Origin of the sequence: Frigoribacterium sp. PvP054 (assembly GCF_040547465.1) — a bacterium.
GTDB lineage: Bacteria > Actinomycetota > Actinomycetes > Actinomycetales > Microbacteriaceae > Frigoribacterium.
In genome coordinates this window covers 363,325-386,003 of record NZ_JBEPPU010000001.1, presented here as the reverse complement: position 1 = coordinate 386,003, position 22,679 = coordinate 363,325, and the positions used below count along the sequence as shown (strand labels likewise).

The following is a 22,679-nucleotide window of genomic DNA, read 5'->3' as shown; positions in this document are numbered from 1 at the left end:
CCCGGCCCGCGCGTCAGTCGATGCTGAGCAGGACGTGGCCCGACGAGACGGTCTCGCCGACGACCGCCGAGATGCCCGAGACGGTGCCGTCGCGGTGGGCGGCGACGGGTTGTTCCATCTTCATGGCCTCGAGCACGAGCACGAGGTCGCCCTTGACGACCTGCTGGCCCGCCTCGACGGCGAGCTTGACGACGGTGGCCTGCATCGGAGCCTTGACCTCGGCGCCGGTCGCGGTCACGACCGTCGAGCGGGACGCCCCGCGGCGCTTGGGGGCGACGGCGGGAGGCGCGGTGCGCGACCCGAGACCGGCGGGCAGCGAGACCTCGAGGCGCTTCCCGGCGACCTCGACCACGACCGTGTCACGCTCGTCGGCCGGGCGGGGGGCCTCGGCCTCGCCGCTCCACGCCGGGAGGGTGTTGTCGAACTCGGTCTCGATCCAGCGGGTGTAGATCGAGAACGGCCGACCGTCGGTGGGCGCGAAGGCCGGGTCGTCGACGATCGCGCGGTGGAACGGCAGCACGGTCGGCAGGCCGGCGACCTCGAACTCGGCGAGGGCGCGGCGCGAGCGCTCGAGGGCGTCCTCGCGCGACGAGCCGGTGATGACGAGCTTGGCGAGCAGCGAGTCGAACGAGCCGCTGATCTCGTCGCCCGCCTGGACGCCGCTGTCGACGCGGACGCCGGGGCCGCCGGGGGCCTTGAAGACGTGGATCGGGCCGGGGGCCGGCATGAAGCCGCGACCGGCGTCCTCGCCGTTGATGCGGAACTCGAACGAGTGGCCGCGGGCCTCGGGGTCGTCGTAGTCGAGCACGCCGCCCTCGGCGAGGCGGAACTGCTCGCGGACGAGGTCGAGTCCGGTGACCTCTTCCGACACGGGGTGCTCGACCTGCAGGCGGGTGTTGACCTCGAGGAACGACACGGTGCCGTCCTTGCCGATCAAGAACTCGCAGGTGCCGGCGCCGACGTAGCCGACCTCGCGCAGGATGGCCTTCGACGACTCGTAGAGCTTGGTGGTCTGCTCGTCGGTCAGGAACGGGGCGGGGGCCTCCTCGACGAGCTTCTGGTGGCGACGCTGCAGCGAGCAGTCGCGGGTCGACACGACGACGACGTTGCCGTGGGCGTCGGCGAGGCACTGGGTCTCGACGTGGCGCGGCTGGTCGAGGTACTTCTCGACGAAGCACTCGCCGCGCCCGAAGGCGGCGACGGCCTCGCGGGTGGCCGACTCGAAGAGCTCGGGCACCTCGTCGCGGGTGCGGGCGACCTTGAGGCCGCGTCCGCCCCCGCCGAAGGCCGCCTTGATGGCGACGGGGAGGCCGTGCTGGTCGACGAACTCGAGCACCTCGTCGGCACCCGAGACCGGGTTGAGCGTGCCGGGGGCGAGGGGTGCCCCGACGCGCTCGGCGATGTGGCGGGCCGACACCTTGTCGCCGAGCTGCTCGATGGCCTCGGGGGAGGGCCCGATCCAGACGAGGCCGGCGGCCTGGACGGCACGGGCGAAGTCGGCGTTCTCGGCGAGGAACCCGTAGCCGGGGTGGACGGCGTCGGCGCCCGAGCGGCGCGCGACCGAGAGGATCTTGTCGATGACGAGGTACGTCTCGGCGCTCGTCGTCCCGCCGAGGGCGTAGGCCTCGTCGGCGAGGCGGGCGTGCTGGGCGTCGCGGTCCTGGTCGGCGTAGACCGCCACCGAGCCGATCCCGGCGTCACGTGCGGCCCGGATCACGCGGACGGCGATCTCTCCACGGTTGGCGATGAGGACCTTGCTGATACGCGGCATAGTTCCCCACCCTATTGCGCGCTCCGCACTCGCCTTTGGCTGACGTGCACAAAAAGGACGAGGAGGCGCGAGGCAGAACCTACAAGGAGCCTGCGGTCGGCGAGGTCCACAGCTCGTGCCACGGCACGCCGAAGCCCCGCACGAGCGATCGCAGCACGGGCACCGACAGGCCCACCACGGCGCTCGGCGTGCCCTCGATGTGCGTGATGAACGCCGACGCCCGGCCGTCGATCGTGAAGGCGCCCGCGACCTCGAGCGGCTCGCCGGTCTCGACGTAGGCGGTGAGCTCGCGCGGGTCGAGGTCGTCGGCGAAGGTGAGGGACGCGCTCGCGACCCGGCCCGCGCCTCCTGAGGGGTGCTCGTCGCTGGTGCGCGGCGCACCACCGCGGTGGTCGATCAGCCAGTGGCCCGACCAGAGGGTGCCGTGGCCGACCGCGGCCATGCGCCGCCAGCGCTCGAGCGCCAGGGCGGGTTCGTGCGGTTTGCCGTGCACCTCGCCGTCGAACTCGAAGGCGCTGTCGCCGCCGAGCACCAACCCGTCGAGCGGGCGCCCGTCGACCGTGACGTCGAGCACGGCCTCGGCCTTGAGGCGGGCCAGGTGCCGGACGGTCTCGGCGGCCGTGAGCGGCCGACCGAGCCGGCCGGCCTCGACGTCGACCGCGGCCTCCTCGTCGACGCCGGGGCTGATGAGCACCGGCTCGACGCCCGCGGCGCGCAGCAGGGCGAGACGGGCGGGGGAGGTGCTGGCCAGGTAGAGCGGGACGGTCATGCCGCCCAGCCTGTCAGACTCGACGCATGGGAGACATGCTGGGCCGCGAGGTCGAACTGGACGTGACGGGCATCGCACACGGGGGCATCTCGGTGGCCCGCCTCGACGGGCGGGTGGTGTTCGTCACCGACACGCTGCCCGGCGAGAAGGTCGTCGCGCGCATCGCCGACGACCGCAAGAAGTCGTTCTGGCGGGCCGACACCGTGAGCGTCCTCGAGGCCAGCGAGCACCGTCGCCCGCACGTCTGGGGCGCGGCCGCCCTCGAGGTGGACCCCGCCGACCGCGCGGGCGGCGCCGAGTTCGGTCACGTCGAGCTGGCCCACCAGCGCGAGCTGAAGCGGCGGGTGGTCGTCGACGCCCTCTCACGGATGGGCGGCGTCCCCGACGCCGACGGGCGCGTCACGGTCGAGGCGCTGCCCGGCGACGACGAGCGAGGGGGCACCGGGTGGCGGACGCGCCTGCGTCTGCACCTCGACGAGGACGGTCGCCCGGGGCAGTACGCCGCGCGGTCGCACCGGGTCGTCCACGTGCCCGACCTGCCCCTCGCGTCGCCCGAGGTCGCCGAGGTCGCCCCGCTCGGCGACGCCTTCCCCGGCGAGGAGCACGTCGACGTCGTGGCCCCGAGCGTGGGCGGCGCCCGCCTCATCATCGGTCGTCAGGCCCGGTCGACCATCACCGAGGTCGTCGGCGACCGCGAGTTCCGCCTCGACGACGGCGGGTTCTGGCAGGTGCACCGTGAGGCCGCCGCGACGCTCACCACCGCGGTGCAGACGATGATCGACCCCGGGCGCTTCGACCCGAAGGCCTCCAACCTCGACCTCTACGGTGGCGTCGGGTTGCTGGCCGCGGCCGTGGGGGACCGCTTCGGTGCGGGCACGCGCATCACGAGCGTCGAGAGCGACGAGCGGGCGACCGAGCACGCCTCCGAGAACCTGGCCGAGTGGATCGGAGCGTCGGCCGTGACCGGACGCGTCGAGCGCTGGCTCCGTCAGACGGCGTCGCAGGCCGGCGGCGCCGAGCGCGAGCGTCTGGCGAACGCGACCATCGTGCTCGACCCGCCCCGGTCGGGCGCCGGTCGCGACGTGGTCACCGAGATCGCCGCCCTCGGCCCGGCCCAGGTGGTCTACGTCGCCTGCGATCCCGTCGCCCTCGCTCGCGACGTGGCCCTCTTCGCCGAGCGCGGCTACCGGCTGGACGCCCTGCAGGCCTACGACCTGTTCCCCCACACGCACCACGTCGAGACGGTGGTGCGCCTGCTGCCTGCCTGAGCACCGATCCCGTTACGATGTACCCCGTGCACGCCTGGGGTTCAGGGCCAGACGCACGCCGAACGAAGGATCACCGTGTCAGACCTCTCGACCGAGACCCCCACCGCGCCCCGCCCGACGGCTCCCGTCCGGGTCGCCATCGTCGACGACCACGAGTCGGTCCGGCTCGGCATCCAGGCCGCCTGCCAGAACGAGGGCTTCGACGTCGTCCTGACGGCCGCCGGCGTGCAGGAGTTCGTCGAGAACCTCGCCGGACGCGAGGTCGACGTCGTCGTCCTCGACCTGTCCCTCGGCGACGGGTCGACCGTCACCGAGAACGTCAAGCGGGTGCAGGCCACCGGGTCGGCCGTCCTCGTGCACAGCATCGCCGACCGGGTCGCGTCGGTCCGCGAGGCGCTCGCCGCCGGTGCGGCCGGGGTGATCCCGAAGTCGTCCGCGACGAAGACGGTCATGGCCGCCGTCGCGACCGTCGCGCGGGGCGACGTCCTCAACAACCTCGAGTGGGCGAGCGCCATCGACGCCGACCGCGACTTCGCCAAGGCGCAGCTCGGCCGCCGTGAACGCGAGATCCTGCACCTCTACGCCTCGGGCCTGCCGCTGAAGCTCGCCGCCCAGCAGCTCGGCATCGGCTACTCGACGGCCCGCGAGTACCTCGACCGCATCCGCGTCAAGTACGTCGAGGTCGGGCGTCCGGCGCCGACCAAGGTCGACCTGCTGCGCCGCGCGGTCGAGGACGGCATCCTGCCGGGCCTCGACGCGGACGGCGGCGATGGCCGGTGAGGGCCGCCTGAGCGCCCCGATCCCCCTCGGGGCCCTGCGGCCCCCGCGCAACCCCATCAGCCGCGCCCTCCTCGACAAGGTGCTGGGCCGGATCATCGCCGCGGCCGGGCTCGTGTTCGGGTTGCAGGCGCTGCCCGACATGATCCGTCAGGTCGACGACATGCAACTCGCCTGGGCCTGGGTCATCGGCCTGGCCATGTTCGGCGGCTTCCTGGCCCTCGTGGTGGCGAGCCTCGTGCAGCGCGGCGTCACGACCGTCGAGGCCTTCGTCGCCGTCGCCTACCTCATCGCCCTCGTGACCTGGCCGCTGGCCGTCGACGATCCGAGTCGCATCCAGTCGGGCGTGCCCTGGCTCTGGTACCTCTGCACGGTCGCCACCGCGTCGGCGGCGTCGGCGTTCTCGACCTGGATCGCCAGCGGCTACCTCTTCGTCGCCCCCGCCGTCTACGGCTTCATCCGGCTCACGCCCTCGGGCGGCGCGGTGTCCCCGCAGCGGGCGACCCTCGACTCCGTCTACGCCATCCTGCTCGGCGGGGCCGTGCTGATCCTCGTGGTGATCTTGCGGCAGGCGGCGGCGAACGTCGACCAGGCCCAGGCGACCGCCGTCGCCCGCTACTCCGAGGCCATCCGCGAGCACGCGACCGAGCTCGAGCGGGTCGAGGTCGACGCCATCGTCCACGACAGCGTCCTCACGACCTTCATCCAGGCGGCCAGGGCCTGGTCGCCCGACGAGCGCGACCTGTCGACGAACATGGCCCGGAACGCCATGTCCCACCTCTCGGCGGCGGCGAGCACGACGCCGTTCGACGAGTCCGACACGACGCTCGCGAGCATGGCAGACCGCGTCGAGGCGGCGGTCGCCGACCTCGGCGTCCCGGTCGAGGTGCGCCGGCGCGGACTCGACGACCAGGGCATCCCCTCCACGGCCGCCGAGGCGCTCTACTCGGCGGCGATGCAGGCGCTGGTCAACAGCTCGCAGCACGCCGGCGAGGGCCCGGGCGTCGACCGTTGGGTCGAGGTCCGTCACGACGGCGACGGGCTCACCACCGTCGAGGTGGGCGACACGGGCAAGGGGTTCGAGCCGGCGTCGGTGCCGACCGAGCGCCTGGGGGTGCGCGTGTCGATCCACGAGCGACTGAACAACGCCGGCGGGCTCGCCACCATCGAGTCGGCACCGGGACGCGGCACCGTCGTCCGTCTCCGCTGGCCGGTCGACCAGGCACCCGCGGGCGTGCCCTCGATCGAGGGCCCGTCCGGCGAGGCCGTCGCGTCCGGCCCGACGGGGCCGTCCACCCCGTCCGAGCCGTCGGGGAGGCCCGCATGAGGGTCTCCGTGCCCCGCTGGCTGATCGTCTCGCTGGCCGCCGTCTTCTCGGCCTACCACCTCGTCCTCGCCGCGGCGTCGGTGGACCGCGTCGCGGATCCGTTGCCGGTGCTCGCCTGCATGGGCCTCTACGCCGCCGCGACCGTGGCCGTGCTGTGGCCGAGCAGGCACGTCATCATGCCCGTCTGGATGGCCTCGTTCTGCCTGGCCGTGAGCATCGTCCTCCCCCTGGTGGTGACGTCGCAGCTCGACGCCTCGGTGAAGAACGGGTACGCCACGTGGTACGTCGCCGCCGTGGGCACGCTCATGGTCATCGTCTCGACCCGGCGGCGGCAGGGGTTCGCCTGGCTCGGCGTCGGGTTCATGGCGGTGCACGGCGTGCTCTGGGCCGGGGTCCAGCAGATCGCCGAGCTCGGCATCGTGGGCAGCGTCGTCTGGGTGGCGTTCAGCCACGCCATGTCGAGCACGCTGACGCGGGCCGGGCGTGAGACGCGCGAGTTCATCCTCGCCGAGCACGAGGCGGCCGACTGGCAGGCCGCGCAGGAGGCGCACGTGAACGAGCGCCAGTACCGACTGCTGCAGACGGGCCGCACGGCCCGCCCGATGCTGCAGACGATCGTCCGACGCCACGGCGACCTGACCCCCGACGAGCGCCGGGAGTGCCTGAACCTCGAGGGGGCGATCCGCGACGAGATCCGCGGGCGGCGGCTGCTCGACGACGACGTGCGGCGCGAGGTCATGGCGGCCCGTCGCCGCGGGGCCGTCGTGAGTCTCCTCGACGAGGGCGGCATCGACGATCTCGGTCCGGCCGACCTTCGCCGCGTCCACGGCGTGCTCGCCGAGGCCCTCCGCGACTCGGCCGCGGACCGCATCGTCGTGCGGACCGTCCAGGGCGGCGGGGACGACGCCGTCACGGTCGTGGGCCTGGGGTCGGTCGACCTCGCGTCGAGCGCACTCGGTCGCGGCGTCTCGGCCGACGCCGACGAGGACGACGACGGCGACGAGGTGCAGCTCTGGCTGCAGATCCCCCGTTCGGCTCCCTGACCCACGCCGTCCGGCACCCTGCCCGACGCCGGGCCGGGCACAGGAAGAAGGGCCGGACGATCGTCCGGCCCTTCCGAGACCCTGAGCCAGGGCGGCAACCCGAATGTCGCCCTGACTCCCCCCGGCAGGAACCCGCTTACCCTAGTCGGCTCCTGCGCGGTGGTGTGACTCTGAGAGAGACACCTAGCAAGAGACAGCATGACCCCTCGACGCCCGGTGTGCAGTCGTCATTTAGGGGGACAGGCGGGGGAGGATGGCCCCGTCCACCCCCCTCCGGGGCACGTCAGCCCGAGAATCCGCGCCAGCGGCCCCCTCCGGCCACGATCGAAAGGCGCGGCGCCCTGGCCGACCGGGTCCAGGCCGAGGTGGGGGTCGAGACGGGTGCGGCCCCGACGGAGGCCGACCGACCGGCCTGGACGGCGGCCAGCAACGCCGTGACGGCGGCGAGCTCGTCCGGCGTCGGGTCGCCGGCCACGACCCGCAGCACGGGGGCGGGCGAGGTGCCGGCAGGCGGGTCGGCGGACTCGGCCGCGTGTCGCCCGGTCACAGGGGGATGTTCCCGTGCTTCTTGGGCGGCAGCGTGGCGCGCTTCGTCTTGAGGGCCCGGAGGGCCTTGATCACCGCGACCCGGGTCGCCGCCGGCTCGATGACGCCGTCGAGCTCGCCGCGCTCGGCGGCCAGGAACGGGCTCGCGACGTTGTACGTGTACTCGTTGGCGAGGCGCGTGCGGACGGCGGCGACGTCCTCGCCGGCCTCTGCGGCGGCCTTGATCTCGTTGCGGTACAGGATGTTGACGGCACCCTGCCCGCCCATCACGGCGATCTCGGCCGTCGGCCAGGCGAGGTTGATGTCGGCGCCGAGCTGCTTCGACCCCATGACGATGTAGGCGCCGCCGTAGGCCTTCCGGGTGATCACGGTGACCAGCGGCACGGTGGCCTCGGCGTAGGCGTAGAGCAGCTTGGCGCCACGACGGATCACGCCGGTCCACTCCTGGTCGGTGCCGGGCAGGTAGCCGGGCACGTCGACGAGGGTGAGGATCGGGATGTTGAACGCGTCGCAGAAGCGCACGAACCGACTCGCCTTCTCGCCCGCCTCGATGTTGAGGGTGCCGGCCATGGCCGAGGGCTGGTTGGCGATGACGCCCACCGGGCGGCCCTCGACCCGGCCGAAGCCGACGACGATGTTGGGGGCGAACAGCGGCTGCACCTCGAGGAACTCGCCGTCGTCGACGACGTGCTCGATGACCGTCATCACGTCGTAGGGCTGGTTCGGGCTGTCGGGGATCAGCGTGTTCAGCTGGCGGTCGAGGTCGGTGGTCTCGAGTTCGACGGGCACGTCGAAGACGTGCGGGTCGGCCAGGTTGTTGTCGGGCAGGTACGACAGCAGCGACCGGGCGTAGTCGAGGGCGTCGTCCTCGTCGCTGGCCAGGTAGTGCGAGACGCCCGAGACCTTGTTGTGGGTCAGGGCCCCGCCGAGTTCTTCGAAGCCGACGTCCTCGCCGGTCACGGTCTTGATGACGTCCGGCCCGGTGACGAACATGTGGCTCGTCTTGTCGACCATGATCACGAAGTCGGTGAGCGCGGGGGAGTACACCGCGCCTCCCGCCGCCGGGCCCATGATGAGCGAGATCTGCGGGATGACGCCCGACGCGGCCGTGTTCAGGCGGAAGATCTCGCCGTACTTGCCGAGCGCCACGACGCCCTCCTGGATGCGGGCCCCGCCCGAGTCGAGGATGCCGATGATGGGCACGCCGGTCTTGAGGGCCAACTGCATGACCTTGATGATCTTCTCGCCGGCGACCTCGCCGAGCGACCCGCCGAAGATGGTGAAGTCCTGCGAGTAGACGGCCACCTGGCGGCCGTGGATCGTGCCCGTGCCCGTCACCACGGCGTCGCCGTAGGGGCGCTTGGCCTCCATGCCGAAGGCGTGGGTGCGGTGCCGGACGAACTCGTCGAGCTCGACGAACGAGCCCGGGTCGAGCAGCTCGTCGATGCGCTCGCGCGCCGTCTTCTTGCCTTTCGCGTGCTGCTTCGCGACGGCGGCCTCGCCGCTGGCCGTCACGGCCTCGTGGTAGCGGGCCTTGAGGTCGGCGAGCTTGCCCGCGGTGGTGTGCAGGTCGGGCGCGGCGTCGGTGAGGGGCGCGGAGTCAGGAGTCACGCGCTTCACTCTACTGACCGGCCCCCGGCCCACCGTTGGAGGTTTCCACGCGTGGACGCGCCCGGACGTCGTAGGACTCGTCAACTGGCGCCCCTAGGCTGAACCGATGGACCTCCCCCTGACCTCGGCCGTCAGCCCTCACCTCGTCGTGCTCGGGTCGACGGGGTCGACCAACGCCGACCTGCTCGCCGCCGTCGACGAGCCGCACCTGGCGACCTGGGCGACGCTCGACCAGTCCGCCGGCCGAGGCCGGCTCGACCGTCGCTGGGTGACCACGCCCGGGCGCTCGCTCGCGGCCAGCGTGCTGCTGCACCGGGGCGACCTGCCGACGGAGTCGCTCGGCTGGGTGCCGCTGCTCGCGGGCGTGGCGATGCGCGCCTCCGTCCGTCGGGTCGTCGAGGGCGCGGACGTGACCCTCAAGTGGCCCAACGACGTGCAGGTCGGCGGCGACAAGGTCTGCGGGCTGCTCGCCGAGCTGCGGCCCGACGCGAGCGCCGTGGTCGTCGGGGCCGGGGTCAACCTCACGGTGCCCGCCGACGAACTGCCCACGCCGACCGCCACGTCGTTGGGCCTGCACGGCGCGACGGGGTCGGCACCCGACCTGGCCGACGCCGTGCTCTCGTCGTGGGTCGCCGACCTCGGGCGCCTCGTCGGCGACCTCGCGGCTGCCGGGGGCGACGCCGCCGCGAGCGGCGCCCTCGACGCGGTGCGCGAGGCGTGCGCGACCCTGGGTCGCGAGGTGCGCGTCGAGCTGCCGGGAGGCGCGGTGCTGGTCGGCGAGGCGGTGGACGTCGACGAGGCGGGACGGCTGGTCGTGCGTTCCGCCACGAGCGGCGGGACCACGGCCGTGGCATCGGGCGACGTCACGCATCTGCGGTATGAATGAGCCTGTGAGCACCGACGGACCGCAGCCGACCGAGTACGTCGTCGCGCGCCTCCGGCCGCACGCCCGCGTCCTGTTCTGGCCGTCGCTCGCCCTCGTCGGCATCTGCGCCGCGACCGGGTACTTCGGCGGCCGGTTCGACGTCGACTGGCAGAACTACGTGCTGCTGGGCGCGGCGCTCGCGCTGATCGTGCTGCTGTGGCTCGTCCCGGTGCTGCTCTGGCTGAGCCGGCGCTACGTCGTCACCTCGCGGCGGCTCGTCGTGCGTCGGGGGCTGTTCGTGCGCACCCGCCACGAACTGCTGCACAGTCGCGGATACGACCTGACGGTGCGCAAGAACTCGGTGCAGAGCCTGTTCCGCAGCGGCGACGTCCTGGTCAACACCGGGCTCGACCGGCCGCTGGTGCTCTGGGACGTGCCGTCGGCCGACCTCGTGCAGTCGGCTCTGCACGACCTGATGGAGGCGAACCAGAACAGCGTGGCCCAGCGTCGTCAGCACCAGCAGGCGGCCGGGCACGACGACACCACCTCGTGGGGTGGGGACGGGCCGTTCGGTCGCTGACCCCCTCGGGACGAGCTCGGCTCCGGCCTGCCCTAGGGTTGACGGCATGCGTATGTCAGTCATCGGATGCGGTTACCTCGGCGCCGTGCACGCAGCGTGCATGGCCGATCTCGGGCACGAGGTGGTCGGCATCGACGTCGACCCCGGCAAGATCGAGATGCTCGCGTCGGGTCACGCCCCCTTCTTCGAGCCGGGCCTGCCCGAGGCCCTGCGCCGGGCCCTCGACTCGGGGCGGCTGCGGTTCTCGACCGACCCGGCCGACGCCGCGGGGGCCCAGGTGCACTTCGTCGCCGTCGGCACCCCGCAGACGGCCGGCAGCGACGCCGCCGACCTGACCTACGTCGACGCCGCGGTCCAGGGGCTCCTGCCGCACCTCGCCGACGGCGACCTCGTGGTCGGCAAGTCCACCGTGCCGGTCGGCACCGCGAGCCGCCTCGCCGACCTGGTCCGCGCCTCCTCGGGGGCCGACCTGGCCTGGAACCCCGAGTTCCTGCGCGAGGGCTTCGCCGTGGCCGACACCGTCTCGCCCGACCGGTTCGTGTACGGCGTGCCGTCCGGCGACGCCGGCGAGCGGGCCACCGCGGTGCTCGACGAGGTGTACGCCACGGCGTTGGCCACCGGCACGCCCCGGCTCGTCACCGACTACGCGACGGCCGAGCTCGTCAAGGTGTCGGCGAACGCGTTCCTCGCGACGAAGATCTCGTTCATCAACGCGATGGCCGAGATCGCCGAGGCCACCGGCGCCGACGTCACGCAGCTGGCGGACGCCATCGGTCACGACGCCCGCATCGGTCGGCGGTTCCTCAACGCCGGCCTGGGCTTCGGGGGCGGCTGCCTGCCGAAGGACATCCGGGCGTTCCAGGCCCGGTCGCGCGAGCTGGGCCTCGAGTCCCTCGACTTCCTCGCCGACGTCGACGCCGTCAACCTGCGCCGCCGCGACCGGGTGGTGGCCTTGGCCGACGAGTTGCTGGGCGGTCACGTCCGGGGTCAACGGGTCGCCGTGCTGGGCGTGGCCTTCAAGCCCGACAGCGACGACGTCCGTGACTCCCCGGCGCTCGACGTCGCCCGGCGCCTGCACGCGGCCGGGGCCGAGGTCGTGGTGTTCGACCCCGAGGCCAACCACACGGCCGCCCGCATCGCGCCCGACCTGTCGTACGTCGACGACGCGGCGTCGGCCCTGTCCGGTGCCGACCTCGTGCTCGTCCTGACCGAGTGGAAGCAGTTCAAGGCCCTCCGGCCGGCCGACGTGCTCCCTCTCGTCGCGCACCCGCGACTCGTCGACGCCCGCAACGTCCTCGACCCGGCCGCGTGGCGCGACGCGGGCTTCGAGTACCGGGCGCTCGGGCGTCCCTAGCGCTCAGGCGCGTCCGACCCTCGTCGAGTCCTCGAGCCGCAGGTCGTCGGCGGGCGCGGGGTCGACGTCCGACGACGCCGGCCGGGTGCGTGCGGGGTGGAACACCCACAGCCGGTAGAGCGTGAAACGGAACACCGTGCCCAGGGCGAGCCCCACGACGTTGGACGCGACGTTGTCGGCCAGGGCGGACCGGTACCCGAGCACGTAGTGCGACACCCACAGGCAGGCGAGCCCGATCACCATGCCGCCGAGGGCGACCGCGAAGAACTCGACGGCCTCGCGCACGGCCCGGTCCCTACGGGTGTCGCCGAAGGTCCAGTACCGGTTGCCCAACCAGACGACCACGATCGACACGACGCTCGACGCGACCTTCGCCAGGACGGGCCCGCCGGCCGTGACCTCGGGGTCGAACACCGTCAGGCGCAGGGCGTTGAAGACCCCGAGGTCGACCACGAGGCCGCACAGGCCGATCAGCCCGTACCGGACGAGCTGTCGGGCGAGGCGCAGCATGCATCTCCTTCGGGGATCGGCCAAGATGGTTCGGGCCCGACCGGACGGTTTCGGGTCCACCGCGTTCGTTCGCGTGCCCGCCATCCTCGCATCCGCGGGGCGGTCGCGCAGTCAGGAGTCGAGATGGCCTACCGCGTCGGAGTGATCGGTGGAGGGCAGCTGGCCCGCATGATGGTGCCGCCGGCCGTCCACCTGGGCGTCGAGATCAGCGTCCTGGCCGAGACCGAGGGCAGCTCGGCGCGGCTCGCCGCGACCCGGGTCGGCGACTACCACGACGTCGACGTCGTGCTCGACTTCGCGCGGGGAGTCGACGTCGTCACCTTCGACCACGAGCACGTGCCGCAGTCGGTGCTCGCCACCCTGGTCGAGGCCGGCGTCGAGGTCCACCCCGGGCCCGCCGCCCTGGCCGTCGCACAGGACAAGATCGTCATGCGCGAGCGGCTCACGGCCCTCGAGCTGCCCGTCCCCGACTGGGCGGCGGTCCACGACCGGGCCGGCCTCGAGGCCTTCCTCGCCGACCACGGCGGTCGTGCCGTCGTCAAGACCGCCCGCGGCGGCTACGACGGCAAGGGCGTCCGCGTGGTCTCGGCGGGCCACGAGGCCGACGACTGGTTCGCGGCGCTCTCGCAGGACGGCGAGGGAGGCGCGCTCCTGGTCGAGGAGCTCGTCGCGTTCCGGCGTGAGCTGTCGCAGCTCGTGGCCCGGCGGCCGAGCGGGCAGATCGTGCCCTGGTCGGTCGTCGAGACGGTCCAGCGTGACGGCGTCTGTGCCGAGGTCTTCGCGCCCGCGCCGTCCAGCGCCGGCCGGGTGGCCGACGTCGCCCACGACATCGCGCGCACGGTCGCCGAGCGGCTCGGGGTCACGGGCGTGCTCGCGGTCGAGCTGTTCGAGACCACGGACGAGCGCCTCCTGATCAACGAGCTGGCCATGCGACCGCACAACACCGGGCACTGGACGATCGACGGGTCGGTCACCAGCCAGTTCGAGCAGCACCTCCGCGCGGTGCTCGACCTGCCCCTGGGCGACACGGGTCACCACCGCCCCCACAGCGTCATGGTGAACGTCCTCGGCGGGCCCGCGACGGGGACGATGGCCGACCGCCTGCCGGCGTTGATGCGCGACCAGCCGGCCGTGAAGGTCCACGACTACGGCAAGGAGCCCCGACCGGGTCGCAAGGTCGGGCACGTCACGGTGATCGGCGACGACCTCGACGAGAGCGTCGCCAGGGCGCGCGCCGCTGTCGAGTTCTTCACCGACTGACGGCTATCCTCTAGTCCGTGTCCGACCCGAAGAGCACCTCTCCGACCCCGGCCTCGCCGAACGACCCGTCGGTGACGCCCGTGGTGTCGATCGTCATGGGCTCCGACAGCGACTGGCCCACGATGACCGGCGCCTCCGAGATCCTCTCGCGGTTCGGCATCGCCCACGAGGTCGAGGTCGTCTCGGCCCACCGCACCCCCGAGAAGATGATCCGCTTCGGCCAGGAGGCAGCCGGCCGCGGCGTCCGCGTCATCATCGCCGGTGCCGGCGGGGCGGCGCACCTGCCCGGCATGCTGGCGTCGGTGACGACGCTGCCCGTCGTCGGGGTCCCGGTCGCCCTCGCGAAGCTCGACGGGCTCGACAGCCTCCTGTCGATCGTCCAGATGCCGGCGGGCGTGCCCGTGGCCACGGTCTCGATCGGCGGAGCGGTCAACGCCGGGTTGCTGGCGGCGCGCATCATCGGGTCGGGCGACCAAGGCGTCGCCGACCAGCTCGCCGACTACGCGTCGGGCCTGGCGCAGCTGGTCGACGAGAAGAACGCGGCCCTCTCGCGGTCGCTGTGAGCGCCGCCCTCCCGGTCCGCCACCCCGACACGCGGTCGGTCCCGTTCATGACCCGCCGGGCGTGGACGCTGGTGCTGCTGAACGTCGTGATCCCCGGGTCGGCGCAGGTGCTGGCCGGCAGTCGTCGGCTCGGTCGCTGGGGCCTCGCCTCGACCCTCGTCTTCTGGGCGGTGGCGCTCGTGACCGTCGCCCTGGCGCTGTTCTGGCGCACGCCCCTGTTCGACGTCGCCACGAGCGTCGTCGCGCTCACCGCGGTGCAGATCTTCTTGGTCTACTACGCCGTGCTCTGGCTCGTGCTCACCCTCGACACGCTCCGGTTGATCCGGATCATCCGCACCGCGCCGTCGGCCCGGGGCCTGCTCGCGGGGGTCATGGTGCTGCTGCTCGTGGCCACCGTCGGGCCCGCGGCCTGGGGTGCGTACCTCAGCGGCGTGCAGCACGGGCTGCTGAACAGCCTCTTCACGTCGCAGCAGGCGGCCGCTGCGCCGGTCGACGGTCGGTACAACATCCTGCTGCTGGGTGGCGACGCCGGCTCCGACCGGACCGGCCTCCGCCCCGACAGCATCTCGGTGGCGAGCATCGACGCCGAGACCGGGGCCACCACGATCGTCGGCATCCCGCGGAACCTCTACAACGCCCCCTTCAGCAAGGGCTCACCGCTCTACGGCGCCTACCCCGACGGCTACACCTGCGGTGACGACTGCCTGGTGAGCTACCTCTACACCTACGGCGAAGAGCACCCCGACCTCTACCCCGACGCCGAGGCGAAGGGCAGCAACCCGGGCGTCGAGGCCATGCGTGACGCCGTCGAGGGCGTGACCGGGTTGACGCTGCAGTACTACGTGCTGATCGACATGCAGGGGTTCGTCGACCTGATCGACGCGCTCGGCGGCATCACCGTCGACAACACCGAGGGTCGGCTGCCGATCAACGGCGGCGTCGACGCGAACGGCCAGCCGACGAACGTCGACGGGTGGATCGAGCCGGGCGTCCAGAAGCTGGACGGCTACCACGCGCTCTGGTACGCCAGGGCACGTCACGGGTCCGACGACTACCACCGCATGGCCCGACAGCGAGAGGTCCAGCAGGCGTTGTTGACGCAGTTCCAGCCGGCGACCGTCCTGACCAAGTTCCAGTCCGTCGCATCGGCCGGGGCGCAGACCGTCGACACCGACATCCCGCAGGGAGCCCTGACGGCCTTCGTCGAGCTCGCGCTCAAGGCGAAGGACCAGCAGGTCACCGACCTCGAGATCGTCCCGCCGACGTACTCGAACGTCTACCCGGACTACACGGTGATCCACGCCGACGTCGCGGCGGCCACGGCCGTGGCACCCGCCGGCTGACCGGACCCGTCGTCGGCGCGGTGACCCGCGCCTCCTGCGCCTGCCGACGCTCGTCGGCCGCTCCGGGCGCACGGTGACCCGCGCCTCCGGTGGTGTCGTGACCCGGGAGGCGCGGCTCGCGACCTCGGGGACGCCTAGAGGTCGGCGTGCAGCTGCCAGACCTTGTCGGCGGAGTCGGTCCAGCTGAAGGCTCGCGCACGGTCGAGGCCGGCGATGCCGAGGCGGGACGAGAGCTCGAGGTCGTTGACGACCTGGAACATCGCCTGCGCGAGGCGCTCGGGGTAGCTCTCGGGGTCGTCTCGCGGCACGACGACCGCGGCGTCGGCGGCGACCTCGACGAGAGCCGGGGCGTCCGACACGATGGTCGGGGTGCCGAAGCTCAGGGCCTCGACGACGGGCAGCCCGAAGCCCTCGGCCAGGCTCGGGAAGACGAAGGCGGCTGCACGCTGGTAGAGCACGGCGATCTGGGCGTCCGAGACGAAGCCGAGGGTGCGGACGCGGTCGGGCGCGAGGCCGGCCTTCTCGACGATGTCGGCGACGCGGACGTCGCCCCAGCCCTCGGGGCCGACGATCAGCAGGGGCAGGTCGGGGGCGTCGGGGTGTGCGAGGGCCTGGATGAGGGGCTCGATGCCCTTCCGCGGCTCGACGGTTCCCACGCTTAGGAGGTAGCGCTCGGGCAGGTCGAGGGAGTCCGCGACCTCGTCGGCGTCGTCGGGGACGGCCAGGGCGTCGCTGACGGCCCCGCCGATGACGCGGATGCGGTCGCCGAAGTCGAACCACTCGCCCAGGTCGCGGGCCACGGCGTGGGTGGGCACGACCACGGCGTCCGCGTACCGGTGGGCACGCTTCGTCATCGCCTTGTGCCAGCTGACCCCGCGGGGCGTGAGGGTCTCGGGGTTCGTCCACGGCACGGTGTCGTGGATGGTGACCACGGTCTGCGTGCTGGGGTCGAGCTGACGGTCGTGTCGCCGCAGTGGGGCCATCAGGCTCGTGGCGTGGACCATGCCGCGACCGCTCGGGCCGATCACGCCCGTCTGCCAGGCGACCGACAGCTCTCGCCGGCCGACCAGGGTCTTGGTCAGGTGCGACAGGCCGGGCAGGCAGTCGGTGAGCCGGTCGTAGTCGGCCTGGGGGTGCGCCGCGACGATGCCCTCGACGGTGCAGCCGCCTGGGGCGGTGCGGATAAGCGCACGGGTGATCTCTTCGGTGTAACGCCCGATGCCGCCGGGTACGGGTGCGAGGATCTGGTCAACGACCACTCGAAGCGTTGTCATCGTTCTGCAGGACTCCCGTGTTGGCGGCCTCGGACAAGGCTTGTCTCCATGAGCGCATCGGGGTGAGCCCCGCTCGGCGCCACGCGTCGTGACCGAGCACGCTGTAGCTCGGTCTCGGGGCGGGGCGGACGAACGTCGAGCTGTCGGTCGGCTCGACCCTAGCAGCGTCGAGACCGGACTCCTCGAAGACCGCGCGGGCGAACTCGAACCAGCTGACGCTGCCCTCGTTGGTGCCGTGGTAGGTGCCGGCGGGCGCGTCCGAATCGAGCAGGGCGACGATCTGGTGGGCCAGGTCGAGCGTCCAGGTGGGCTGCCCGACCTGGTCGGCGACGACCGAGAGCCTGTCGCGGTGGGCCGCCAGGCCGAGCATCGTCTTCGGGAAGTTCGCACCGTGCCGCCCGTAGAGCCAGGCGGTCCGCACGATGTAGCTGCCGTCGGGGTTGCCCTCTCGCGCCAGGCGTTCGCCGAGGGCCTTCGTGCGCCCGTAGGCGCCCAGGGGTGCGAGCGGTGCGTCCTCGTCGTAGGGCTCGGTGGCGTCCCCCGCGAAGACGTAGTCGGTCGAGATGGTGACGAGCTTGGCCCCGTGGGTCGCCGTGGCCTCGGCGAGCAGTCCGACCGCGGTGCCGTTGACGGTGCGCGCGGTGTCCTCGTCGGTCTCGGCGGCGTCGACGGCGGTGTAGGCCGCGGCGTTGATGACGACGTCGTGGCCCCGCACGGCGTCGGAGACCGCGTCGCGGTCGGTCACGTCGAGGTCGGCGCGCGACAGGAGCGTGACGTCACGGCCGAAGAGTGCCTCGGCGAGGTCGGACCCGAGCATGCCGCGCGCCCCGGTCACCAGGTACCGGGCGTTCTGGCGCACCGCCATCAGAGGGCGGCGCGTTCTTTGAGGGGCTGCCACCACTCGCGGTTGTCGCGGTACCACTGCACGACGTCGGCGAGTCCCTGCTCGAAGGGCACCTGCGGCTCGTAGCCGAGCTCGTCGCGGATCTTCGAGATGTCGACCGAGTAGCGCAGGTCGTGGCCGAGGCGGTCCTGGACGCGGTCGACGTAGGACCAGTCCTTGCCCGTCGCCTCGAGCAGCATCCCGGTGAGCTCCTCGTTGGTGAGCTCGGTGCCGCCGCCGATGTTGTAGATCTCGCCGGCGCGGCCGCTCACGAGCACCATCGCGATGCCGCGGGTGTGGTCGTCGACGTGCAGCCAGTCGCGGATGTTGTTTCCCGCGCCGTAGAGGGGCACGTGGTGGTCGTCGATGAGGTTCGTGACGAAGAGGGGGATGACCTTCTCGGGGAAGTGGTACGGACCGTAGTTGTTGCTGCAGCGCGTGATCGACACGTTCAGGCCGTGCGTGCGGTGGTAGCTGCGGGCGAGCAGGTCGCTGCCGGCCTTCGACGCCGAATAGGGCGAGTTCGGCTCGAGCGGGCGGTCCTCGGCCCACGAGCCCTCGGCGATCGAGCCGTAGACCTCGTCGGTCGAGACGTGCACGAAGCGCTTCAGGTCGTTGCGCAGGGCGGCGTCGAGCAGCTGCTGGGTGCCGAGCACGTTGGTCTCGACGAAGATCGACGCGTCGCGGACCGAGCGGTCGACGTGCGACTCGGCCGCGAAGTGGACGACGGCGTCGACCTCGGGGAAGAGCGTGTCGAGCAGCGCGCCGTCACGGATGTCACCCTTGACGAAGGTGTAGCGGGGGGAGTCGGCGACGCTCGCCAGGTTGGCCTCGTTGCCCGAGTAGGTCAGGGCGTCGAGCACGACCACCTCGGCGCCCTCTAGCCCCGGGTAGGCGTCTTCGAGGGTGCGACGGACGAAGTTGGAGCCGATGAAGCCGGCGCCGCCGGTGACGAGTACTTTCACTGCTGTTCCTTTGCTCGGAGGATGGGGCGTCAGGGTGGTTCGTCGAGGGCTGCGCGATCAGCGCAGGAACATCGCCATGGAGAGGGCCTTCGCCACGGACGGACCGGCCTGACGAAGTGGTAGTCCTTGGGTCTCGATCCGCCAGCGGGCATTGTCGACGACCTCGTTGAAGACTCTGCGGGCGGCCTCGTCACGGATCGCCTGGACGCCCGCGTGCGCGAGGGCCAGCACGTCTTCAGCTCTCGATCCGAGATCGTAGCCGTGCAGTCTCGCGACGGACCGTCCGAGGGCGGTGCCTCCGTCGGGGACGTCCTGACGCGCGCCGTCGACATGGACGCGGACGATCGCCGAATCGGGAAGGAGCCGGGCGGTGCCCGTGGTCGAGGCGGTGCCTTCACCGAGGGCCGGGGCCAGCATGCCCACGAGCGTCTCGATCGGATCGCCAGCTCCCCGGAAGGTGGCTTCCTGCCTGTCCTTGTTCCCGCGTCCGGCGTCCGTGCGTCCATGGGCCCAGCGCGCGAGCTCCAGCGACTGCAGGAGCCGGATGTTGGTCATGGAGACCGAGGTCCGCCCGGCATCGGAGAGGCCGGCACGATGCGAGAGGTACTGGATCTCGGACGCGTCCGCCCAACCGGTCTCGGCACCTGCGCGTCGGATGCCCTTCGCGACCTGGTTCGCGTAGGACGTCCGCCGGAGGGGCGCCAGCGCGGAGAACTCGATCAGCTGAGCCTTCAGCCCGGTCCATCCCCAGGATCCGGACACCACCTCGGCGTGGGTGCCGAAGAGCGACGAGGACGTCGTGTCGCTCGTCGTCCGGCGAGGGGTGAAGGCGTCACGGATGCCCAACGAACTGGCCGCCCAGTGGGTGAGGTCGAGAGCGTCGTCCTCGTCCTCGTCCTCGCCGGCTGGGCGGGCCAGTCTGGAGTCGACGCCGGCGGCGAGGGCGGCGGCGGAGCGGACATCGGCCGCGTTCGTCGACGTCGACCAGAGGTCGACCCGGTCGAGGACCCCGGCCCGGGCCGCCGCAGCCAGCAGCACCCGTGACCCGGCGGCTCGACTCAGGCCGATCCCGAGACGGTCACCTGGTCGCTCGGCGAGCGCACGGACGGCACCGACGGCGAAGCCGGCCCAGGTCTCGAGGCCCTTCTGGCCGGACCGGGACCCGTGGACGACGCGGTCCGCCATGCCCGTCCCGGTCTCGGCGACGTCGAGGCGGGCGAGTGAGACGTCCGCATGGCGCCCCGCAGGGACGAACACGATCTCGTCGACGTAGGTGTCGCCCGACATCTGCTGGGCACTGTGGCTGTTGGTGAGGGAGCGACCGAGCAGGACCTGGGAGTTCTGGGTGACGGGCAGACCGAGATGGTCCCGGAGGGACTTGAGGACCAGCAGGGAGTCGGAGATGCCGACCACCCCGGGCCCCGTCGTGTGCAGCAGCGCCGTGTTGGCGAAGACGTCTCGCCGGACCCGGACACGTCTCCGGTTCCAGTCGGTCACGACGAACTCGCCCTCGAGCTGGTCGTCACGTCGCACGCGGCCCGGCAACCTGTTCCAGGCTGCGGCTCCGAAGGCGATGCGTCCGTGCCGCGGGCTCACGACCGTTCCCGTGAAGAAGTGACGCCCGTGCGTGCCGTCCGTCACGTTCCGTGCGACGAGGAACAGGACGCGGCCCCGGTTCAGGTCGCTGACCAGGACCTCCGTCTCGGCAGCCTCGGCATCGAGCCAAGCTCGAAGCTTGACCGCTCGAGCGGCGTCAGCCACGAACACGGAGTAATTCGACATCCCGACAGCTTAGGGGCGCTCGTGCCACGGCATCTCCGGGAGGTCGGTGACGACATCCGTGCCATCGTTGCTACAGTCCCGCTGTGCAGACGAGAGAGATGCGGCGAGCGACCCACGACGACCTGTCGCACCGTAGGCCGCACGTCGAGGTCGTGCGCGGAATCCGGCCCGAGATCCAGGCTCTGCGGGCCGTCGCGGTCGCCGCGGTCGTTCTCTACCACCTCTGGCCACTCCGTCTGCCCGGCGGCTTCGTCGGTGTCGACATGTTCTTCGCCGTGTCCGGGTTCCTCATCACGGCACATCTCCTCAGGGAGGTCGAGACCAGGGGGTCGGTCCGCATCACGACCTTCTGGGCCCGGAGGGCGCGCCGCCTCCTGCCTGCTTCTCTCGTCGTCCTCGTGGCCACGTCGGTGGCAGTCCTCCTCGTGGTACCCCGTGCCCTCTGGCAGCAGTTCTTCCGCGCCATCGGCGCCAGCGTCCTCTACGTCGAGAACTGGTTGCTCGCAGGAGACTCGGTCGACTACCTGGCCGCGGAGAACGCGCCCACCCCGGTCCAGCACTTCTGGTCCCTCGGCGTCGAGGAGCAGTTCTACCTCCTCTGGCCGGTCCTCATCGCCGTCGGCGCCCTGGTCGCCGCCCGTTCCCGGAAGTGGACGCCGAGCCAGGTGGTGGGCTCGGTCATCGGGCTGATCTTCGTGGCGTCGCTGGTCGCGAGCGTGCTGACGACGTCGACGGCGCCGTCGCTCGCCTACTTCGGCACCCACATCCGCGCCTGGGAGTTCGCGGCCGGTGGGCTGGTCGCCCTCCTCGGAAGCCGGCCCCTGTTCTCGAACGACGTGGTTCGGACGTGGACGTCCTGGACCGGCTGGGTGCTCGTCGTGGTCGCCGTCACGACCTTCGACGGCAGCATCGCCTTCCCCGGTGCGACGGCCCTGGTGCCGGTCGTGGGCACCTTGATGGTCGTCGCCGGCGGCACCCCCGGTCTGTGGTGGTCGCCCACGCGCATCGTCTCGTTGCGGCCCGTCCAGAGGCTCGGCGACGTCTCCTACTCGTTCTACCTGTGGCACTGGCCCGTCATCGTCCTCGTTCCCTTCGCCACGGGGCGCGACCTGACCACCGTCGACAAGTCGCTCATCCTCGTGGCCACCCTCGGACTCGCAGCGCTGACGAAGAAGGTCGTCGAGGACCGGGTGCGGTCGCTGCCCGCGCTGACGGCTCGGCGACCTCGCCGGACGTTCCTCGCCGTCGGGGCGTCGATGGCACTCGCGATGCTCCTTCCCGTCGCCGGGACGATCTACACGGCGGACAGCCGCGAGCAGAGCGTCGCTGCGGTCGACAGGGCGTTGGCCAGCGGAGAACGATGCTTCGGAGCGGGCGCTCTCGTCGAATCGGACTGCACGGTGGACCCCGGGGCTGCGCTGCTTCCCGACCCGGCCTCGCTGTACGAGGACACGGGCGGGGCGTTCTCCTGCTATCGCCCCCAGGACGATCCCGAGTTGAACACGTCCTGTTCCTTCGGTTCCACCGACCCGGATGCCACACGGGTCGCTCTCGTCGGGGACTCGCACGCGGCCATGCTGATCCCGGGGCTGCGAGACCGTGCGGCCGAGATGGGTTGGCGTCTCGACGTCCTGGTGGGCAACGACGGCTCGTGGCGTGACCCTGCGTCGGCCGCGCCCGGCAGCGCCCAGGAGGCGTACCTGACGGCACTCGACGACCACCTCGCAGAGGGCGACTACGACATCGTCCTCACCACCGCCCGCCACGATCCTGCACGCCGGGCTGCCGTCTCGGAGGAGATCAGGGACTCCTACGTCGAGGTCTGGAACGCGGCGCTCCGTCGTGGCACACAGGTGGTCGCGATCCAGGACAATCCGCTCATCTCGCAGGCCGACCTCGACTGTGTCGTCTCGCCTCAGCCTGGCGTCGACCCCACGAGCTGTGCCGCTCCGGCGTCCGCCGCATCGGATGCCGGAGACGACATCGTCCACGCCGCACGGGACGAAGGGTTGCCCGTCGTCGACCTGCGGGACCACTTCTGCACGGCGGATTCGTGTCCCGTCGTCATCGGTGGAGTCATCGTCTACCGGGACCTGCACCACATCACCGCCACGTTCAGCAAGACGCTGGGCCCTTACCTCGTGGCGGCTCTGGAAGACGCGACCACCACCTGAGGGAAGGGCCGAGG

The 22,679-nt window shown here is 72.0% G+C and carries 20 protein-coding genes; 11 read left to right on the top strand and 9 right to left on the bottom strand.

The window, feature by feature from the left end:
* Positions 1-13 precede the first annotated feature (13 nt).
* Both ABID81_RS01760 and ABID81_RS01755 read right to left on the bottom strand, forming a co-directional pair.
* On the bottom strand, positions 14-1,771 hold the full coding sequence (locus ABID81_RS01760) for an acetyl/propionyl/methylcrotonyl-CoA carboxylase subunit alpha (protein WP_354593120.1): 1,758 nt from the start codon (positions 1,769-1,771) through the stop codon (positions 14-16).
* Between the two features lie 79 nt (positions 1,772-1,850).
* Positions 1,851-2,540, bottom strand: coding sequence for a Maf family protein (locus ABID81_RS01755; RefSeq protein WP_354593119.1), 690 nt, complete (start codon positions 2,538-2,540; stop codon positions 1,851-1,853).
* A 26-nt stretch (positions 2,541-2,566) separates the two neighbouring features.
* Between ABID81_RS01755 and ABID81_RS01750 the strand changes: the two genes are divergently transcribed.
* The 4 genes from ABID81_RS01750 to ABID81_RS01735 all read left to right on the top strand — a co-directional run bounded on the left by ABID81_RS01750 (position 2,567) and on the right by ABID81_RS01735 (position 6,955).
* Entirely contained in the window at positions 2,567-3,808 is a 1,242-nt protein-coding gene (locus ABID81_RS01750) for a class I SAM-dependent RNA methyltransferase (RefSeq protein ID WP_354593118.1), read from the top strand.
* A 75-nt stretch (positions 3,809-3,883) separates the two neighbouring features.
* Positions 3,884-4,588, top strand: coding sequence for a response regulator transcription factor (locus ABID81_RS01745; protein ID WP_194594294.1), 705 nt, complete (start codon positions 3,884-3,886; stop codon positions 4,586-4,588).
* Complete coding sequence (locus tag ABID81_RS01740; protein WP_354593117.1) at positions 4,578-5,912, top strand: sensor histidine kinase; 1,335 nt, start codon at positions 4,578-4,580, stop codon at positions 5,910-5,912. Before ABID81_RS01745 ends, ABID81_RS01740 begins: the two co-directional genes overlap by 11 nt.
* On the top strand, positions 5,909-6,955 hold the full coding sequence (locus tag ABID81_RS01735) for a DUF8320 family protein (protein ID WP_354593116.1): 1,047 nt from the start codon (positions 5,909-5,911) through the stop codon (positions 6,953-6,955). The genes ABID81_RS01740 and ABID81_RS01735 overlap by 4 nt, the downstream gene beginning before the upstream one ends.
* A gap of 283 nt (positions 6,956-7,238) precedes the next feature.
* Here ABID81_RS01735 and ABID81_RS01730 read toward each other — a convergent pair whose 3' ends face one another.
* Positions 7,239-7,502 carry an acyl-CoA carboxylase epsilon subunit gene (locus tag ABID81_RS01730; protein ID WP_354593115.1) on the bottom strand — a complete coding sequence of 88 codons (264 nt, stop codon included), beginning with the start codon at positions 7,500-7,502 and terminating at the stop codon, positions 7,239-7,241.
* Positions 7,499-9,112 carry an acyl-CoA carboxylase subunit beta gene (locus ABID81_RS01725; protein ID WP_354593114.1) on the bottom strand — a complete coding sequence of 538 codons (1,614 nt, stop codon included), beginning with the start codon at positions 9,110-9,112 and terminating at the stop codon, positions 7,499-7,501. The genes ABID81_RS01730 and ABID81_RS01725 overlap by 4 nt, the downstream gene beginning before the upstream one ends.
* Before the next feature lie 106 nt (positions 9,113-9,218).
* Between ABID81_RS01725 and ABID81_RS01720 the strand changes: the two genes are divergently transcribed.
* From ABID81_RS01720 to ABID81_RS01710, 3 genes are read left to right on the top strand one after another with little or no spacing between them, the layout of a single operon-like run.
* A complete protein-coding gene (locus tag ABID81_RS01720) occupies positions 9,219-9,998 on the top strand; it encodes a biotin--[acetyl-CoA-carboxylase] ligase (protein WP_354593113.1) in 780 nt (259 codons plus the stop codon).
* Positions 9,999-10,002: 4 nt separating this feature from the next.
* On the top strand, positions 10,003-10,557 hold the full coding sequence (locus ABID81_RS01715) for a PH domain-containing protein (RefSeq protein WP_354593112.1): 555 nt from the start codon (positions 10,003-10,005) through the stop codon (positions 10,555-10,557).
* Positions 10,558-10,603: 46 nt separating this feature from the next.
* Complete coding sequence (locus tag ABID81_RS01710; protein WP_354593111.1) at positions 10,604-11,911, top strand: UDP-glucose dehydrogenase family protein; 1,308 nt, start codon at positions 10,604-10,606, stop codon at positions 11,909-11,911.
* Positions 11,912-11,914: 3 nt separating this feature from the next.
* Here the strand turns inward: ABID81_RS01710 and ABID81_RS01705 are convergent, their stop codons facing one another.
* On the bottom strand, positions 11,915-12,421 hold the full coding sequence (locus ABID81_RS01705) for a GtrA family protein (RefSeq protein ID WP_354593110.1): 507 nt from the start codon (positions 12,419-12,421) through the stop codon (positions 11,915-11,917).
* A 123-nt stretch (positions 12,422-12,544) separates the two neighbouring features.
* Between ABID81_RS01705 and ABID81_RS01700 the strand changes: the two genes are divergently transcribed.
* The 3 genes from ABID81_RS01700 (at position 12,545) to ABID81_RS01690 (ending at position 15,587) form a co-directional block, all read left to right on the top strand.
* Positions 12,545-13,681, top strand: coding sequence for a 5-(carboxyamino)imidazole ribonucleotide synthase (locus ABID81_RS01700; RefSeq protein ID WP_354593109.1), 1,137 nt, complete (start codon positions 12,545-12,547; stop codon positions 13,679-13,681).
* 95 nt (positions 13,682-13,776) lie between these two features.
* Positions 13,777-14,244 carry a 5-(carboxyamino)imidazole ribonucleotide mutase gene (gene purE, locus ABID81_RS01695; RefSeq protein ID WP_354593312.1) on the top strand — a complete coding sequence of 156 codons (468 nt, stop codon included), beginning with the start codon at positions 13,777-13,779 and terminating at the stop codon, positions 14,242-14,244.
* A gap of 47 nt (positions 14,245-14,291) precedes the next feature.
* A complete protein-coding gene (locus tag ABID81_RS01690; RefSeq protein WP_354593108.1) occupies positions 14,292-15,587 on the top strand; it encodes an LCP family protein in 1,296 nt (431 codons plus the stop codon).
* A 134-nt stretch (positions 15,588-15,721) separates the two neighbouring features.
* Here ABID81_RS01690 and ABID81_RS01685 read toward each other — a convergent pair whose 3' ends face one another.
* Genes ABID81_RS01685 through ABID81_RS01670 form a run of 4 tightly spaced genes read right to left on the bottom strand, consistent with a single transcriptional unit; the run spans position 15,722 to position 20,491 of the window.
* Positions 15,722-16,846 carry a glycosyltransferase family 4 protein gene (locus tag ABID81_RS01685; RefSeq protein ID WP_354593107.1) on the bottom strand — a complete coding sequence of 375 codons (1,125 nt, stop codon included), beginning with the start codon at positions 16,844-16,846 and terminating at the stop codon, positions 15,722-15,724.
* Complete coding sequence (gene rfbD / locus ABID81_RS01680) at positions 16,836-17,726, bottom strand: dTDP-4-dehydrorhamnose reductase (protein ID WP_354593106.1); 891 nt, start codon at positions 17,724-17,726, stop codon at positions 16,836-16,838. Before rfbD ends, ABID81_RS01685 begins: the two co-directional genes overlap by 11 nt.
* Positions 17,726-18,709 (bottom strand): dTDP-glucose 4,6-dehydratase, encoded by a 984-nt coding sequence (gene rfbB / locus ABID81_RS01675; protein ID WP_354593105.1) that lies wholly within the window; start codon positions 18,707-18,709, stop codon positions 17,726-17,728. Before rfbB ends, rfbD begins: the two co-directional genes overlap by 1 nt.
* Positions 18,710-18,766: 57 nt before the next feature.
* The gene (locus tag ABID81_RS01670; protein WP_354593104.1) at positions 18,767-20,491 is read right to left on the bottom strand and encodes a hypothetical protein; all 1,725 of its coding nucleotides are present in this window, start codon (positions 20,489-20,491) and stop codon (positions 18,767-18,769) included.
* 83 nt (positions 20,492-20,574) lie between these two features.
* Between ABID81_RS01670 and ABID81_RS01665 the strand changes: the two genes are divergently transcribed.
* Positions 20,575-22,665, top strand: a complete 2,091-nt coding sequence (locus ABID81_RS01665) for an acyltransferase family protein (protein ID WP_354593103.1) — start codon at positions 20,575-20,577, stop codon at positions 22,663-22,665.
* Positions 22,666-22,679: the final 14 nt, after the last annotated feature.

Coding starts and splice junctions, on each gene's coding strand:
- ABID81_RS01710 (WP_354593111.1), top strand. CDS start 10,604: ATGCGTATGTCAGTCATCGGATGCGGTTACCTCGGCGCCGTGCACGCA.
- ABID81_RS01750 (WP_354593118.1), top strand. CDS start 2,567: ATGGGAGACATGCTGGGCCGCGAGGTCGAACTGGACGTGACGGGCATC.
- ABID81_RS01690 (WP_354593108.1), top strand. CDS start 14,292: ATGACCCGCCGGGCGTGGACGCTGGTGCTGCTGAACGTCGTGATCCCC.
- ABID81_RS01735 (WP_354593116.1), top strand. CDS start 5,909: ATGAGGGTCTCCGTGCCCCGCTGGCTGATCGTCTCGCTGGCCGCCGTC.
- ABID81_RS01720 (WP_354593113.1), top strand. CDS start 9,219: ATGGACCTCCCCCTGACCTCGGCCGTCAGCCCTCACCTCGTCGTGCTC.
- ABID81_RS01705 (WP_354593110.1), bottom strand. CDS start 12,421: ATGCTGCGCCTCGCCCGACAGCTCGTCCGGTACGGGCTGATCGGCCTG.
- ABID81_RS01740 (WP_354593117.1), top strand. CDS start 4,578: ATGGCCGGTGAGGGCCGCCTGAGCGCCCCGATCCCCCTCGGGGCCCTG.
- rfbD (WP_354593106.1), bottom strand. CDS start 17,726: ATGGCGGTGCGCCAGAACGCCCGGTACCTGGTGACCGGGGCGCGCGGC.
- ABID81_RS01700 (WP_354593109.1), top strand. CDS start 12,545: ATGGCCTACCGCGTCGGAGTGATCGGTGGAGGGCAGCTGGCCCGCATG.
- ABID81_RS01755 (WP_354593119.1), bottom strand. CDS start 2,540: ATGACCGTCCCGCTCTACCTGGCCAGCACCTCCCCCGCCCGTCTCGCC.
- ABID81_RS01670 (WP_354593104.1), bottom strand. CDS start 20,491: ATGTCGAATTACTCCGTGTTCGTGGCTGACGCCGCTCGAGCGGTCAAG.
- ABID81_RS01760 (WP_354593120.1), bottom strand. CDS start 1,771: ATGCCGCGTATCAGCAAGGTCCTCATCGCCAACCGTGGAGAGATCGCC.
- purE (WP_354593312.1), top strand. CDS start 13,777: ATGGGCTCCGACAGCGACTGGCCCACGATGACCGGCGCCTCCGAGATC.